Annotated in this window: 13 protein-coding genes; 7 read left to right on the top strand and 6 right to left on the bottom strand. The window is 67.4% G+C overall.

Features of this window, described 5'->3' with window-relative positions; all coding sequences use genetic code 11:
- Positions 1-5: 5 nt before the first annotated feature.
- Positions 6-1382, bottom strand: a complete 1377-nt coding sequence (locus DM992_RS24265) for an MFS transporter (RefSeq protein ID WP_111018968.1) — start codon at positions 1380-1382, stop codon at positions 6-8.
- 251 nt (positions 1383-1633) lie between these two features.
- On the opposite strand from DM992_RS24265, the gene DM992_RS24260 reads away from it, so the two are divergent.
- Both DM992_RS24260 and DM992_RS24250 read left to right on the top strand, forming a co-directional pair.
- Positions 1634-3211: an aldehyde dehydrogenase (NADP(+)) gene (locus DM992_RS24260; RefSeq protein ID WP_111018967.1), complete on the top strand. Its 1578-nt coding sequence runs from the start codon at positions 1634-1636 to the stop codon at positions 3209-3211.
- 403 nt (positions 3212-3614) lie between these two features.
- A complete protein-coding gene (locus tag DM992_RS24250; protein WP_034181774.1) occupies positions 3615-4166 on the top strand; it encodes a hypothetical protein in 552 nt (183 codons plus the stop codon).
- A 178-nt stretch (positions 4167-4344) separates the two neighbouring features.
- On the opposite strand, the gene kdgD is transcribed toward DM992_RS24250, so the two are convergent.
- Positions 4345-5259, bottom strand: a complete 915-nt coding sequence (gene kdgD / locus DM992_RS24245) for a 5-dehydro-4-deoxyglucarate dehydratase (protein ID WP_111018966.1) — start codon at positions 5257-5259, stop codon at positions 4345-4347.
- Positions 5260-5490: 231 nt separating this feature from the next.
- Between kdgD and garD the strand changes: the two genes are divergently transcribed.
- The 4 genes from garD to DM992_RS24225 all read left to right on the top strand — a co-directional run bounded on the left by garD (position 5491) and on the right by DM992_RS24225 (position 8819).
- Positions 5491-7044 (top strand): galactarate dehydratase, encoded by a 1554-nt coding sequence (garD, locus tag DM992_RS24240; protein WP_105391105.1) that lies wholly within the window; start codon positions 5491-5493, stop codon positions 7042-7044.
- Positions 7045-7261: 217 nt separating this feature from the next.
- The gene (locus tag DM992_RS24235) at positions 7262-7654 is read left to right on the top strand and encodes a nuclear transport factor 2 family protein (protein WP_111018965.1); all 393 of its coding nucleotides are present in this window, start codon (positions 7262-7264) and stop codon (positions 7652-7654) included.
- Positions 7655-7732: 78 nt separating this feature from the next.
- The gene (locus DM992_RS24230; RefSeq protein WP_111018964.1) at positions 7733-8188 is read left to right on the top strand and encodes an RbsD/FucU family protein; all 456 of its coding nucleotides are present in this window, start codon (positions 7733-7735) and stop codon (positions 8186-8188) included.
- A gap of 193 nt (positions 8189-8381) precedes the next feature.
- On the top strand, positions 8382-8819 hold the full coding sequence (locus DM992_RS24225; RefSeq protein ID WP_072444614.1) for a DoxX family protein: 438 nt from the start codon (positions 8382-8384) through the stop codon (positions 8817-8819).
- Between the two features lie 99 nt (positions 8820-8918).
- Here DM992_RS24225 and DM992_RS24220 read toward each other — a convergent pair whose 3' ends face one another.
- Both DM992_RS24220 and DM992_RS24215 read right to left on the bottom strand, forming a co-directional pair.
- Entirely contained in the window at positions 8919-10229 is a 1311-nt protein-coding gene (locus DM992_RS24220) for an MFS transporter (protein WP_111018963.1), read from the bottom strand.
- A 314-nt stretch (positions 10230-10543) separates the two neighbouring features.
- Positions 10544-11680, bottom strand: a complete 1137-nt coding sequence (locus DM992_RS24215) for a branched-chain amino acid ABC transporter substrate-binding protein (protein ID WP_111020369.1) — start codon at positions 11678-11680, stop codon at positions 10544-10546.
- 649 nt (positions 11681-12329) lie between these two features.
- On the opposite strand from DM992_RS24215, the gene DM992_RS24210 reads away from it, so the two are divergent.
- On the top strand, positions 12330-13124 hold the full coding sequence (locus DM992_RS24210; RefSeq protein ID WP_111018962.1) for an AraC family transcriptional regulator: 795 nt from the start codon (positions 12330-12332) through the stop codon (positions 13122-13124).
- Between the two features lie 81 nt (positions 13125-13205).
- On the opposite strand, the gene DM992_RS24205 is transcribed toward DM992_RS24210, so the two are convergent.
- Together DM992_RS24205 and DM992_RS24200 are read right to left on the bottom strand one after the other, a co-directional pair.
- A complete protein-coding gene (locus DM992_RS24205) occupies positions 13206-13469 on the bottom strand; it encodes a hypothetical protein (protein WP_034181781.1) in 264 nt (87 codons plus the stop codon).
- Positions 13470-13755: 286 nt separating this feature from the next.
- Entirely contained in the window at positions 13756-15648 is a 1893-nt protein-coding gene (locus tag DM992_RS24200; protein ID WP_111018961.1) for a sugar phosphate isomerase/epimerase and 4-hydroxyphenylpyruvate domain-containing protein, read from the bottom strand.
- Positions 15649-15843: the final 195 nt, after the last annotated feature.

The raw sequence follows: 15843 nt of genomic DNA, 5'->3' as shown, positions 1-15843 counted from the left end.
AAAGCTCAAGCGTCGCGATGACGCAGCTCGACGCGCCTGATGTCCTTCACGATCACGAGATAGCTGAACACGGTGACGAGCGCGTTCAGCCCGACGAACACGAGCGCGCCGTTGAACGAACCGCTCGCGCCGACCAGGTAGCCGATCGCGATCGGCGCGACGATGCCGGCCGTGTTGCCGAACATGTTGAACAGGCTGCCCGACAGGCCGATCGCTTCCTTCGGCGCGGTATCCGCGACCACGGCCCAGCCGAGCGAGCCGATCCCCTTGCCGAAGAACGACACGGCCATCAGCACGATCACGAGCGCTTCGCTGTCGACGTAATTGCAGCCGATGATGACCATCGACAGCAACATCCCGCCGACGATCGGGATCTTGCGCGCGAGCGTCAGCGACACGCCGCGGCGGATCAGCGCGTCCGACAGCATCCCGCCGAGCACGCCGCCGAGGAACCCGCAGATCGCGGGCAGCGACGTCATGAAGCCGGCTTTCAGCAGCGACATGCCGCGCGCCTGCACGAGGTAGATCGGGAACCACGTGAGGAAGAAGTACGTGAGCACGTTCACGCAGTATTGACCGAGATAGACGCCGATCAGCATGCGGTTCGACAGAAGCTGGCGCACGTAGTACCAGCCGGCGACGCGGCTGCCTTCGGACGCTGGACCGGTGCCGCGCGACTTCGACCGCACGAGGCCGCCGCCCTGCTCGATGTGATCGAGTTCCGCACGGTTCACGGCCGGATGGTCGGCGGGATCCTTCATCACGCGCAGCCACAGGAACGCGAGCGCGATGCCCGCGAGGCCGAGCCACAGGTACACGTGGTGCCAGCCGTACGCATGCGTGAGCCACGCCATCAGCGGCGAGAACACCACGGCCGCGAAATATTGCGCGGCGTTGAAGATCGCCGACGCCGTGCCGCGCTCGGCGGTCGGGAACCAGCTCGCGACGACCTTCGCATTGGCGGGAAACGCGGGCGCTTCGGCGATGCCGACCGCGAAGCGCATCGCGAACAGCGCGGCGACCGCGAACGCGGCGCTGCCGCCGAGGCCGATCGTGCTCTGCAGCAGCGTGAACGCCGACCACAGGAAGATGCTCGCCGCGTACACGCGCCGTGCGCCGAAGCGGTCGAGCAGCCAGCCGCTCGGCAGTTGCGCGAGCACGTACGCCCAGCTGAACGCCGAGAAGATGTAGCCCATCGTCACCGGATCGATGCCGAACGCCTTGCGGATCGGCGTACCGGTGATCGACAGCGTCGCACGGTCCGCGTAGTTGAGCGTCGTGACGACGAACAGCATCGCCAGGATCCAGTAGCGCACGGCGGTCCGGCGCGCAGTGCGCGCGAGGTCGATCGGGAGATCGCGAGGGGTGGTCTGATTCGGCATGTTAATGTAGTACGTCGTCGTATGACATGGGCGGAAGTTTATGGGCAATGCCCGGATGCAGAAACCTCGGGTTTTCCCTTTGACGAGTGACGCCAGATAGTGAGAATGCCGTGATAAGGTTGACTGGAAAAGGATTTCAGGCGCGCCGCGGGACGGCCGAAAGTCGGCGCGAATGATGAATTGGTGTCGGCAGACATCGTATCTGTTGAGCTACAATGGACAATCCATTCCCGAACCACGGAGCACACCCCATGCAACTGACAGGAGAGATGCTGATCGGCGCCGAAGCGGTGGCCGGCTCGGCCGGTACCTTGCGCGCGTTCGACCCGACGAAGGGCGAACCGATCGATGCGCCGGCGTTCGGCGTCGCGACGCAGGCCGATGTCGACCGCGCGTGCGAACTCGCGCGCGACGCGTTCGATGCGTACCGCGCGCAGCCGCTCGCGGCCCGCGCGGCGTTTCTCGACGCGATCGCGGACGAGATCGTCGCGCTCGGCGACGCGCTGATCGAGCGCGCGCACGCCGAAACGGGCCTGCCCGTCGCGCGGCTGCAGGGCGAGCGCGGCCGCACCGTCGGCCAGCTCCGGCTGTTCGCGCGCGTCGTGCGCGACGGGCGCTTCCTCGCCGCGTCGATCGATCCCGCGCAGCCCGCGCGCACGCCGCTGCCGCGCGCGGACCTGCGGCTGCAGAAGGTCGGGCTCGGGCCCGTCGTCGTGTTCGGGGCGAGCAACTTCCCGCTCGCATTCTCGGTGGCCGGCGGCGATACGGCGTCGGCGCTCGCGGCCGGCTGCCCGGTGATCGTGAAGGCGCACGAAGCGCACCTCGGCACGTCGGAGCTGGTCGGCCGCGCGATCCGCGCCGCGGTCGCGAAATGCGGGATGCCGGCCGGCGTGTTCTCGCTGCTGATCGGCCCCGGCCGCGTGATCGGCGCGGCGCTCGTCAGCCATCCGGCGGTCCAGGCCGTCGGCTTCACGGGTTCGCGGCAGGGCGGCATGGCGCTCGTGCAGCTCGCGAATGCGCGCCCGCAGCCGATTCCCGTCTACGCGGAAATGAGCAGCATCAACCCCGTCGTGCTGTTCCCGGCCGCGCTCGCCGCGCGCGGCGACGCGATCGCGACGGGTTTCGTCGATTCGCTGACGCTCGGCGTCGGCCAGTTCTGTACGAACCCCGGCCTCGTGCTCGCGATCGACGGCCCCGACCTCGACCGCTTCGAGACTGTCGCCGCGCAGGCGCTCGCGAAGAAGCCGGCCGGCGTGATGCTCACGCGCGGCATCGCCGATGCGTATCGCAACGGCCGCGGCAAGCTGGCCGAACTGCCGGCCGTACGCGAAATCGGCGCGGGCGAGGCCGCGCAAACCGAATGCCAGGCGGGCGGCGCGCTGTACGAAGTCGGCGCGCAGGCGTTCCTGGCCGAGCCGGCGTTCAGCCACGAGGTGTTCGGGCCGGCGTCGCTGATCGTGCGCTGCTGCGATCTCGACGAAGTCGCGCGCGTGCTCGACGCGCTCGAAGGCCAACTCACGGCCACGCTGCAGATGGACGCCGGCGACAAGCCGCTCGCGCGCCGGCTGCTGCCGATCCTCGAACGCAAGGCCGGGCGCCTGCTCGTCAACGGTTATCCGACCGGCGTCGAGGTGTGCGATGCGATGGTGCACGGCGGGCCGTTCCCCGCGACGTCGAACCCGGCCGTCACGTCGGTCGGCGCGACGGCGATCGAGCGCTTCCTGCGGCCCGTGTGCTACCAGGACTTCCCGGACGACCTGCTGCCCGAAGGGCTGCAGGAACGCAATCCGCTCGCGATTCCGCGTCTGCGGGACGGGAAGGCGGAGTGACGGGCCGGATCGATTGACGGCGCGATACCCGGTGGTCGGTGCGCCGGGGCAGAGAAACAGAAAGGCGGAAGTGGCCGGTGGGCCGCTTCCGCCTTTTTGCATGGCGGGTGTTCGTGCCGCCGATCTCGTCGGGTCAGTGGGCGGGGTGAGCGGCGAGCTGCAGGCGGTCGGCTGCGGCCAGCAGGTGCCGGTCGCGTGTCCACAGCTCTCTGCCCGCTGGTCAGTCGAACCGAAGCGAGCCGGTGTGCGTCGACGTAACCGATGCCGAGCCCATGAAGCGGCACGACGTCGATCTTGCCGTCTTCCGCGTCCGTCGAATTTCTCATACAGTAGCGAAGCCCCGGACCGCCCGGTCCGCGGGCGAGCCTGAGAGACCGACAAAAGACAACGAGGGAACCCTCCGATGAACATCAACAAGCGTGGCGATCACCTGTTCGCGGCCGGATTGTGGAAAGCGATCGGCGACGTCGCGAAATCCGTGCGCACCCAGATCGGCCAATACAGCGAAGGGCGCGTGCTCGCGAATGCGCTGCTGGAATTCCAGCGCGACCTGGGCGGCAGCGAATTCGACCTGACGATCAACCAGGGGCGGCTCGTCACGGGCGCCGACGCGCATTCGCTCATGTTCGGGCAGGCCGTCCGACGTTTCCGGCAGGACATGGAAGCGCTCGTGTTCGCGCTCCAATACCGGCGCAGCATCGACGAACGCGACCAGGGCCTGCGTGCCGAAGCGTTGACGCAGGCGAACAGCCAGCTCGCGACCGCGAAGCAGTCGGCGACGATCACGGTCGGCCGGTTCTTCGATGCGGTCGTCGATCGCGACGTGCTCGGACAGATTCTCGACGGCGAATCGAAGGCGCGCGCGCGTACGGGCGCGCAGGACCAGATCGAGGCAACGCGGGTCAAGCTGGGGAACGTGCGCTACCGCATCGTCGGGATCATCGCGCAGATGTGACGGAGGCGGCCGGCCTGCGAAGCGGGGCGGCGTCGGACGGAGCGGCGGGGGCAGCGCACATCGTGGCGGATGCGTGCACGGTTACCGATATAAACGGTCGCGGCAGGGTCAAACCGGCGCGCGACGCAGGAACAGCCGGCCGCGGCGCCGATAAAAGCGCCGCGCCGGCCACCCCCGCTTACTGCGGGCCCATCTTCCTGATCAGCACGTCGAGCTCCGCCGCTTCATCGTCGGTGAGGTCGACGAGCGGTGCGCGCACGGGGCCCGCGTCGTGGCCGACGAGCTTCGCGCCCGCCTTCACGATGCTGACCGCATAACCTGCTCGGCGATTGCGGATCTTCAGGTACGGCAGGAAGAAATCGTCGATCAGGCGGCCGACCGTTGCGTGGTCGTCCTTCGCGATCGCTTCGTAGAATTCCATCGCCGTCTTCGGGATGAAGTTGAACACGGCCGACGAGTACACCGGCACGCCGAGCGCCTTGTACGCGGCGGCATAGACTTCGGCCGTCGGCAGGCCGCCGAGGTACGCGAACCGGTCGCCGAGGCGGCGGCGGATCGTGACCATGCTTTCGATTTCGCCGACGCCGTCCTTGAAGCCGATCAGGTTCGGGCAACGGTCGGCGAGGCGCTCGAGCATGTCGGCGTTCAGCTTCGAATTCGCGCGGTTGTACACCACGACGCCGATCTTCAGCGCGCGGCACACCTGCTCGACGTGGTCGGCGATCCCTTCCTGGCTTGCTTCGGTCAGGTAGTGCGGCATCAGCAGCACGCCGCTCGCGCCGAGGCGCTCGGCTTCCTGAGCATATTCGATCGCGACGCGCGTCGCGCCGCCCGCGCCGGCGAGGATCGGCACCTTGCCCTTGCAGGTTTCCGTCGCGACGCGGATCACGTCCGAATACTCGCGCTGCGTGAGCGAGAAGAATTCACCGGTGCCGCCGGCCGCGAACAGCGCGCTCGCGCCATACGGCGCCAGCCATTCGAGGCGCTCGGCATAGGTGGTCGGGCGGAAGCTGCCGTCGGCGGCGAAGTCGGTCAGCGGAAACGACAGCAGGCCGTGGGAAATGATCTGTTTGAGTTCTTGCGGTGAAGTCATGGTTGGGGTCGTCCGTCTAGCGCGAGTGCTGGGTTCGTCGGGAACGGCATACGAGCCACATTGGCGATGTCGTTGTATGTCATCGTACAACGAGGGAAAAGGTGGCGCAAGCGGTTTGCTGGTCGTCCGATAGTAGGGTCTTTCCGGATACGGGTTTACGCAGAATCCCCGGTTGATGTCGAATGTCGTATGATGACTAACGATATGACCGGCCGCTTCCAGGAAATTCCGATGACTGCTTCTCCTCTTTATATCCGCGTGCATCCGGACGACAACGTCGCGATCGTCGTCAACGACGGCGGCCTGCGCGAAGGTGCGACGTTCGCCGACGGGCTGACGCTGCGCGAAGGCGTGCCGCAGGGGCACAAGGTCGCGCTTGCCGACCTCGCGGCCGGCGACCCGATCGTCCGCTACAACGTGGTGATCGGCTATGCGCTGACCGACCTGCGGCGCGGCAGCTGGGTCAACGAGCGCACGATGCGCATGCCCGAGCCGCCGGGGCTCGACGACCTGCCGCTCGCGACGCGTGCCGCGCCGCCGCTGGCGCCGCTCGAAGGTTATACGTTCGAGGGCTTCCGCAATGCCGACGGCTCGGTCGGCACGCGCAACATCCTCGCGATCACGACCACCGTGCAGTGCGTGTCGGGCGTCGTCGAGCATGCGGTGAAGCGGATCAAGGCCGAGCTGCTGCCGCGCTACCCGAACGTCGACGACGTGGTCGGGCTCGAGCACACGTACGGTTGCGGCGTCGCGATCGATGCGCCCGACGCCGACATCCCGATCCGCACGCTGCGCAACATCAGCCTGAACCCGAACTTCGGCGGCGAGGTGATGACCGTGAGCCTCGGCTGCGAGAAGCTGCAGCCCGAGCGCCTGCTGCCGCCCGGCACGATTCCGGTGGCCGCCGACGGTGCGACCGACAACGGCGGCGTCGTGTGCCTGCAGGATGCCGCGCACGTCGGCTTCAACTCGATGATCGACTCGATCATGACGATGGCCGAATCGCATCTCGAGCGGCTGAACCGCCGTCGCCGCGAGACGTGCCCCGCGTCGGATCTCGTCGTAGGCGTGCAATGCGGCGGCAGCGACGCGTTCTCGGGGCTCACCGCGAACCCGGCCGTCGGCTTCGCGGCCGACCTGCTCGTGCGCGCGGGCGCGACGATCATGTTCTCCGAGGTGACCGAAGTGCGCGACGGCGTCGCGCAGCTCACGTCGCGCGCGGCGAACGAGGATATCGCACGCGAGATCATCCGCGAGATGGACTGGTACGACCGCTACCTGCAGCGCGGCCGCGTCGACCGCAGCGCGAACACGACGCCCGGCAACAAGAAAGGCGGCCTGTCGAACATCGTCGAGAAGGCGATGGGTTCGATCGTGAAGTCGGGCAGCGCGCCGATCGCAGGCGTCGTGCGCCCCGGCGATCGCGCGCGGCAGAAAGGGCTGCTGTACGCGGCGACGCCCGCGAGCGACTTCATCTGCGGCACGCTGCAACTCGCGGCGGGGATGAACCTGCACGTGTTCACGACCGGCCGCGGCACGCCGTACGGTCTCGCGCAGGTGCCGGTGATCAAGGTCGCGACGCGCAGCGATCTCGCGCGCCGCTGGCACGACCTGATGGATCTCGACGCCGGGCAGATCGCGACTGGCGCGGCCACGATCGAGGACGTGGGCTGGGAACTGTTCCGGCTGATGCTCGACGTCGCGAGCGGCAAGCGCCGCACGTGGGCCGAGCAATGGAAGCTCGCGAATGCGCTGACGCTGTTCAATCCGGCGCCGGTGACCTGACCGCGCGGTGGTGACGGCAGACGATGCGGGCGCCCACGGGCGCCCGTTTTCGCTGTGGCGGCTGGTTCGCGATTCGGCGCATGCGTGTCGTACGCGGCCGGCGCGAATTCCTTACCTCGCACGTAATCGACCGCCCGCGCGAGGCCGGCGACGATGGCTGCACGCGGACACGAAACGTTCGCGACATCGTCCCCTCATCGACGCAAGGAGCCTCGCAATGAACACCACCCAATCCGCACAGTCCGCTCACGCCGACCTGATCGACCGCTACTTCGACGCATGGAACGAACCCGACGTCGCGCGCCGCCGCGCGCTGATCGAGGCGACCTACGCGAGCGATGCGACCTATCGCGATCCGCTGATGGCCGGCGACGGCCACGCGGGCATCGACACGATGATCGCGGCCGTGCAGGAGCGTTTCCCCGCGTACCGCTTCCGCCGCACGACCGACGTCGACGCGTTCGGCCAGCATCTGCGGTTCTCGTGGACGCTCGTGTCGCCCGACGGCGCGGCGATCGTGAAGGGCTCGGACTTCGGCACCGTCGACGCGTCAGGCCGTCTCGCATCGGTCACGGGTTTCATCGACGAAATGCCGGTCACGGCGTCGTGACGCGAGCGATACCTGCCCGGCGGCGATCGGGATCGGGTAACGTTATGCGTTCGTTCCTGATCCCGGAGACAAGCCGACATGCTGAAGAATCTCGACCCGCTGCTGCACGCCGACATCCTGCACACGCTGCGCGCGATGGGCCACGGTGACGAAATCGCGATCTGCGACGCGAATTTTCCGGCGGAATCCGTCGCGGAGCACACGGTGGTCGGCCGCGCGCTGCGGATCGACGGCGCCGATTCGGCGCGCGTCGCGCGTGCGGTGCTGTCCGTGCTGCCGCTCGACACGTACGTCGACACGCCCGCATGGCGGATGGAAGTCGTCGGCGACGCGGCCGCGGTGCCGCCCGTGCAGCGCGAGGTGCAGGCCGAGATCGACCGCGCGGAAGGGCGCGCGGTGCCGCTCACGGGCATCGAGCGTTTCGCGTTCTACGAGCGCGCGCAGCAGGCGTATGCGGTGATCGTCACCGGCGAGCTGCGCGGCTACGGTTGTTTCATCTTCAAGAAAGGCGTGCTGTTGAGCGACGCGGGCTAAACGCTGTTTTCGTGCCGCGACCACCGGCCGCGCGGCCGCCGCAGTGTAAAGATTTGCTACAACCTTTTTCTTGGACACGGCCGAAAGACCCTCTATGCTGGCCCATTTGCCGCGGACGCCGCAGGGTCGCGCGGCCCCGAGCCGCGTGGGCGCGCCACGTCCGGCCGGCCGAACTGCATACGAGGAGAGAGGCATGACGCGTTCCGTCGATTCCGGCGTCATTTTTTTTGCACGCCTGGCGCTGGCGGCGTTGTTCCTGTGGGGCGGCGTGATGAAGCTGCTCGGCTACGGCGATTTCGTCGGTTACCTGCACGGGCTGAACGTGCCGTATCCGCAGGTTGTCGCACCGATCGTCGTCGCGATCGAGGGGCTCGGCGGCCTGCTGCTGATCGTCGGCTACAAGGTGAAGCCGCTCGCGCTGCTGATGGCGTTCTATACGGTCGCGACCGCGATGGTCGGGCACAATTTCTGGGACGCGACGGACGCCGCGGTCCAGCACGAGATGGTGATCCATTTCTGGAAGAACATCTCGATAGCCGGCGGTTTCCTGCTGCTGTTCGTCACCGGCGCCGGCGGCGCGAGCATCGACGGCCTGCGTCGTCCGAGTTCGTCGTACGGCGGCCTGCGCTGATCGCGCGGGCGCCGTTGCGCTGACGCAAAACGAAAGGGCCGAATCCCGCACGCCGCGGGATTCGGCCCTTTGTTCATGGGACGGGCGCGTGCGCCGCGTTCAGTGCGCGTCCTTCACGTCCTTCGCATCCTTCGAGAACTGCACGGCGATCGCGCCGAGCACGCAGATCGCCGCGACGTACACGACCGGTGCGAGCGGATTCGACTTCATCATCAGCGACACGATCACCGGCGTGAGGCCGCCGAAGATCGCATACGCGACGTTGTACGAGAACGAGATGCCCGAGAAGCGCACGACGGCCGGGAAGCTCTTGACCATCACGAACGGCACCGCGCCGATCGTGCCGACCATGAAACCCGCGATCCCGTAGTAGAGCGGCAGCGTCGACGCGTCGGCCGCGACCTGCACGAACAGCAGGTAGTAGCACGCAGCGAGCCCGAGGCCGCCGATGCCGAGTACGCGCTTCGCGCCGATCCAGCCCGCGAGCGAACCCGCGGTGATGCAGCCGGCCGTCAGGCACAGCGTCGCGACGCTGTTCGCGAACAGCGTCGTCGCGGGCGTCAGGTGGAACTGCTTCTGCAGCAGCGCGGGCGTCATCAGGATCACGACGACGATCGCCGCCGACAGCATCCACGTGAGCAGCATCGATACGATCACCGCGCGGCCGTGGTCGCGCAGCACGGCCTTCAGCGGAATCTCGGCCGCGAGCGCCTTCTTCGCCTTCATCTCGGCGAACACCGGCGTTTCATGCAGCCAGCGGCGCAGGTACACGGAGAACAGCCCGAACACGCCGCCGAGCAGGAACGGGATGCGCCAGGCGAACGCACCGACTTCGGCGCTCGAGTAACGGCTGTTGATGCCGGCGGCGACGAGCGAGCCGAGCAGGATGCCGGCCGTGAGGCCCGCGGTCAGCGTGCCGCAGGCATAGCCGATATGGCGCGACGGCACATGCTCGGACACGAACACCCACGCACCCGGCACTTCGCCGCCGACCGCCGCGCCCTGCAGCACGCGGAACAGCAGCAGCAACACCGGCGCGAGGATGCCGATCGAGTCGTAGGTCGGCAGCAGGCCCATCAGCAGCGTCGGCACGGACATCATCAGCACGCTCAGCGTGAACATCCGCTTGCGGCCGAACAGGTCGCCGAAGTGCGCCATGATCACGCCGCCGAGCGGACGCGCGAGATAGCCGGCCGCGAAGATGCCGAACGTCTGCAACTGGCGCAGCCAGTCGGGAATGTCGTGCGGGAAGAACAGCTGCCCTATCGCCGGTGCGAAGAACACGAAGATGATGAAGTCGTAGAACTCGAGGGCGCCGCCGAGTGCGGCGAGGCCAAGGGTCTTGTAGTCGCTGCGCGTGAGCGCGCGTTCGGCGGCGCGAGGCACGCCGCTCAATTCGGAAGCTTGCATGGTCAGGACGATCGGTTTTCGAATGTTGTTGTCGGTGCTGCGTCTCCAGGGCCCGCTATCGGCATGGACTGACAAGGCGCGGCTTGCGTCGTCGAGGCGTGCCGGGTGCCGGATGGGGCACGAAACACACACCGCCGCACCGGGATGGGGCGCGGCGCAGACGAAGCGTCAAAGCGGGTGGGGGGATTCTACAGGAGCGCGAAATGCGCGAGCGCGGGCGTGCGCCGAGGAAGGCTTCGGACGTCCAGTCGAAGCGTGCGCGGCGCGGGCGGCCGGTGAGCCGCTCACGCGCCGCGCGGGGCAGGTCTCGCGTATCAGTTGCCGGCGATCGTATCGACCGGCTTGAACGTGCCGTGCTCGACCTTGTAGATCGTGACCGGCGCATCCTTCAGGTCGCCCTTCGTGTCGTACGCGATGCTGGGGGCCGACACACCCTTGACCGACACCTTGCCGAGATACGGCGTGTATACCTTCGGGTCGGTCGAGTTCGCGTCCTTCATCGCGGTGAGCAGCGCGATCGTGCCGTCATACGAGTACGGCGAGTACGTGACCACGTCTTCGTTGAAGCGGGCCTTGTAGCGGGCCGCGTAGCCGGCGAAGCCCGGCATCTTTTCCTTCGGCAGCCCGCCCATGTACACGATCGCGCCTTCGGCCGCTTCGCCGCCGACCTTCAGGAACGTCGGCGAGCGCGACATCTCGCCCGTCACGAACGCCGACTTCATCCCGAGCTGACGCATCTTGCGGATCATCGGCGACGATTGCGCGTCGCCGCCGCCGTAGAAGACCGCGTCCGGATTGACGCCCTTCAGGTTGGTCAGGATCGCCGAGAAATCGAGCGCCTTGTCGTTCGTGAAGTCGCGCTTGACGATCGTGCCGCCCGCCGCCTCCACGGCCTTCGCGAATTCGTCGGCGATGCCCTGCCCGTAGGCCGTGCGGTCGTCGATGATCGCGATGCGCTTGAAGCGTAGCGTCTTCACCGCGTACGTGCCGACGATGCGGCCCGCTTGCGCGTCGCTTGTCAGCAGCCGGTAGGTCGTCTTGTAGCCGCGCGCCGTGTATTGCGGCGACGTCGCCATCGAGATCTGCGGCAGCCCCGCGCGATCGTACAGGTCGGATGCTGGAATGCTGGTGCCCGAGTTGAAGTGGCCGATGATCCCGCGGACGTTGTCGTCGATCAGCCGCTGCGCGACGGTCGTGCCTGTGCGCGGGTCGGCCTGGTCGTCCTGCGAGTCGAGCTGGAACGTGACGGGCTTGCCGCCGATCGTCGGACGCGTCGCGTTGAAGTCGGCGATCGCGAGCTGCACGCCCTTCTGCATGTCCGTGCCGTAGTTCGACTGCGGGCCGGTCAGCGGTGCGGCGAAACCGATCTTGACGACGTCGGCGGCGATGGCGTGCGTGCCCGACAGTGCGCAGGCGGCAGCCAGCGCGACGTGCGATACCTTCAGCTTCACTTTCACTTCCCCTTGATGGCGTGGTTGGGCCGCCGCCGGCTAGCGGGCCGGCGCCGGTAAACCGGGCGAGACGTCTCGGTCGGCAGGCCGGTGCGAGGGCCGTACCCACTCGTCGCATGCAGCCTGGGCTGTGCCGGAATCGGCGTGCGCTGCGGGTGATGCGGCGGGCCGTGCGCGCCGATTGCTGCAGCGGCGCGGTGTCGTCTCGTGACCGTGAAGCGAAGTCTAGACAGCGAAAATGCGCGCGTCTTGCGCGTTCGGTGCGCGGCCGGCGACGATATCGGCATATCGTCGATAACCCTGATATATGCCGAAATCGTCATGCAGAGTGCGCAAACGCGCCAAGACGCTGTGCGTCCATGTTTTTTAGGATGGTGGATTCGGGCGCGCGTTGCCGGTGCGTCAACACGGCAGGTCGGCATCGGCGCATGCGTGGCTGAATGCGGCGGCGCATGCGGATTCGCGGCCGGCCGCCGTAGCCGCAGCGCAGTAGTTGCGCGCGCAACGTATGTCGCTTGCCGATGCCGGCCGATCGGCGGCGCGATGCGACGGCTGCCGCCAGCTTGCCCGCCCCAGCGATCGGCGCGACGCGATTGAAGGGGCGATCCTATAATCGACGCCATCTGCCACTCGCCTCGCGGATGCCGGGATGACGACCTTGCTTGCCGTACCGCCCATGAGCCTGTCCGATACGTTGCGCTACCAGCCCGACAACGCCGATTTCGGCGCGATGCTCGCGCACTTCCGCCTGCTCGAACCGGTGTTCGATGCGCTGCCGGACGTCGCGTTCTTCGTGAAGGATGCGAGCGGCCGCTACGCGCTCGTCAACCGCACTTTGGCGATGCGCTGCGGCTACAAGGACAAGCGCGACCTGCTCGGCAAGACGACCGACGAAGTGTTTCCGCGCCGCTTCGGCCGCAGCTATTTCGAGCAGGACATGGCGACGATCAACGCCGGCCAGCAACTGATGGACCAGCTCGAGCTGCACCTGTATCCGGGCCGCCAGCCGGGCTGGTGCCTGACCTGCAAGGAGCCGCTGCGCGACGCCGCGGGCAGGGTGGTCGGCCTCGCGGGCATCTCGCGCGACCTGAAGGCGCACGAGGGATCGCATCCGGCCTACAGCAAGCTCGCCGACGTGGTCCAGCATATCCAGGATCACTACGTGCAGCCGCTGAACCTGAAGCATCTCGCGCAGATGGCCGGGATGTCGGTCGCGCAGCTCGAACGCTATTTCCACAAGGTGTTCCACCTGACGCCGCGCCAGGTGCTGCTGAAGACGCGGCTCGATGCGGCTACCGCGCTGCTCGTCACGCACGACAAGGTGACCGACGTCGCGGCGCTATGCGGCTACACGGATCACAGCGCGTTCACGCGCCAGTTCAAGGCGACGGTCGGCGTGACGCCGACGGAATACCGGTTGATGCTGCAGGAGCGGGCGGGGTGACGAGGTGCCGGCCGGCGAAGCCGACGCGGCGAATGGGCGGGAGGGGGCGTGAAACCGGGGAGCGGGCGGAACAGCTGCGGTTCAGCGGTAGCCGAGCCCTTTCAGGACGGCCGTGCCGTCTTCGGTCAGCCGAAAGCTCGGGGCCGTATCGGGGTCGAGCTTGACCATCTCGACGAGACCGGCTTCCTGCAGCGCAGGCAATTCGGCTTTGGCGTTCGCGCCGATCGGTGCATGCAGCAGCACGAGCAGCGTCGCGATTTCGTGATGACTGAGCAGGCGGCGCAGCATCGTCTTCTTTGCAGGGGGCGCGGCCTGGCGGCCCGCGGGTGCTTCTACGGCGCTCATCGCTTTGCTCCTTTTCGAGATAACCATCGGGTACTGGTTGCGGATGGTGCCGTCGAAGACTTAAGCGATTCTTAAAACCGTGGCGGGCGACGCGATGCTGCGCTGCGGTACGGGTTACCGTATGTAACGTCATACGGAGTGCGGCTCCCGGCCGGGTCGCGGTTAGCCGCGCGGGCTGGTGCTCGGCCGCCCGATTCGCCACGATGGTGCATGTCGGATGCGGCCCTTTGAGTCGGCCGCGGCCGGGACGTGCTCCGGCCCCAAGCCCTTGATTCGCGTCCTTCCCTTATTTCCTGCGCTGCGCCTGCGCGGCGAGCCGCACGGCCGCGTTCGCCGCGCCGTAGCCGTCGTATCCGCCGCGCCGCTCGACGATCTCGAGCGAGAAGCGGTTGTCGACCAGTTCCGTATACGCGTGCAGGAATTCGCCGCCGTGCTCGTCGCGGTCGTACAGCAGGTGGTGCGCGCTCAGCGTGTCGATCAGTTCGTCCGGCAGTGCGTAGCGCGCGGCGAGATCGTCGTAGTAGTTCGGCGGAATGCGCAGGAACGGTACACCGTCGGCCGCGAACGCGGCGATCGTCTTCACGATGTCGTCGGTGCGGAACGCGACGTGGTTCAGCCCCGTGCCGTGGTAACGGTCGAGCGATTCGGCGACGGCGGTGTGACGGTCGACCGACGCGTTCAGCGCGATCCGCACCGAGCCGTCGGCGCTGCGCACCGCACGGCTGCGCATCAACCCGTACGGATCGGGCACGAGCCAGCTGCGCTCGGCCTCGAAGCCGAACGCCGTCTTGAAGAACAGGATCCACGTGTCGAGCGCGTCGGCCGGCAGCGCGAGGCACACATGGTCGATGCCCGTCAGCGGGCCGACTTCGCTCGGGCCGTCGATGTCGGTCAGCACGAAGTCCGATTCATACAGCGTCGGCGCGTTCGGCGCTTCGTCGACGAAATACTCGAGGCTGCCGTCCGGTGCCTGCACGCTCGGCAGCACGCGCTCGTTCGGCCCGACGCGGCCGGAGAACGGTACATAGCCGAAGCCGGCCGCGCGTTCGAATGCCACTTTCGCGTCGTCGACGCGGAACGCCGACGCGCACAGCGACAGCCCGTGCCGCTGGAAGAACACATCGGCGAACGAGTCGCGCTCCGCGTTCAGCACGATCGACGCGGCGCCGTGCTGGAACAGCGTCACGTCCTTCGAGCGATGCCGGCCGGCGAGCCGGAAGCGCATCTTGCCAAGCCATTCGCCGACGGTCGCCGCCGCCTGCGCGTCGACCGCAAATTCGATGAACTGGAACCCGACGTGCGCGGGCGGCGCCGGCGGCGCGAAGAGCGGCTGGCCGGCGGCCGGCGCACGGCCGTCCTGCGCAAGCCGCGCGCGTGTCAGTTCTTCCAGATAGAGCAGCGAGCGATGGCCGTCGGCGGCCGTGATCGCGGTCGGCGCCGCGCGGAAGCCGTCATTGAAGATCTCGAGCGACAGCGGCCCCGTGTAGCCCGATTCGATCACACGCGCGGTGAAGCGCGCGAGGTCAAAGTCGCCCTGACCCGGGAACGAGCGGTAGTGGCGGCTCCATTCGAGCACGTCCATCGCGAGTTTCGGCGCATCGGCGATCTGCACGAATGCGATGCGGTCGCCGGGAATCGCGGCGATCGCATCCGGCGAATCGTCGAGCGACAGCGTGTGGAAGCTGTCGAGCGCGAGGCCGAGATGCGGATTGTTCACCGCATTCACGAGTTTCCACGCATGGCCGTACCGGTTCACGACACGGCCCCACGCAAGCGCTTCGTACGCGGCGACCACGCCGGCCTCCCGGGCGGCTTCGGCGAGCACGCCGAGCTGGTCGACGAGCAGCCCGTCGTCCGCGATCGTGTCGGCCGACACGTTGCTGCAGACGAGGATGCGGTCAGTGCCGAGCGCGTGCATCACGTCGAACTTGCGCTTGATGCGATCAAGGTTGCGTGCGAGCTGTGCCGCGCTCACGCCCTCGAAGTCGCGAAACGGCTGGAACAGCACGATGTCGAGACCGAGATCGGCGGCCATGCGCCGGACGTCGGCCGGCGATCCGTCGAAGTAGACGAGGTCGTTTTCGAAGATTTCGACGCCGTCGAAGCCTGCGGCCTGGATGGCGGCGAGCTTCTCGGCGAGCGTGCCGGACAGTGACACGGTGGCGATCGAGCGCTGCATGGGCGAATCCTGCGGACGAGCGGGGCATGGCGTCGGTCGAACCGGCCCTGAATGAACCAGTCATTGAGTTCCGGGCGCACGCCATATCCCGAATTTACTGGGTAGGTGACATGGATTATACAAACTAACTAGATGGTACAAATTAGCGAAAACCCGAAAAGACATTGCGCTTTCGCAAGCGCACACTAGCGCCAA

The organism is Burkholderia sp. JP2-270 (genome assembly GCF_003233675.1).
In the GTDB taxonomy this organism is placed as follows: Bacteria; Pseudomonadota; Gammaproteobacteria; order Burkholderiales; family Burkholderiaceae; genus Burkholderia; species Burkholderia pyrrocinia_C.
The sequence above is the reverse complement of the archived record's forward strand: the minus strand, read 5'-3'. Positions and strand labels throughout refer to the sequence as shown.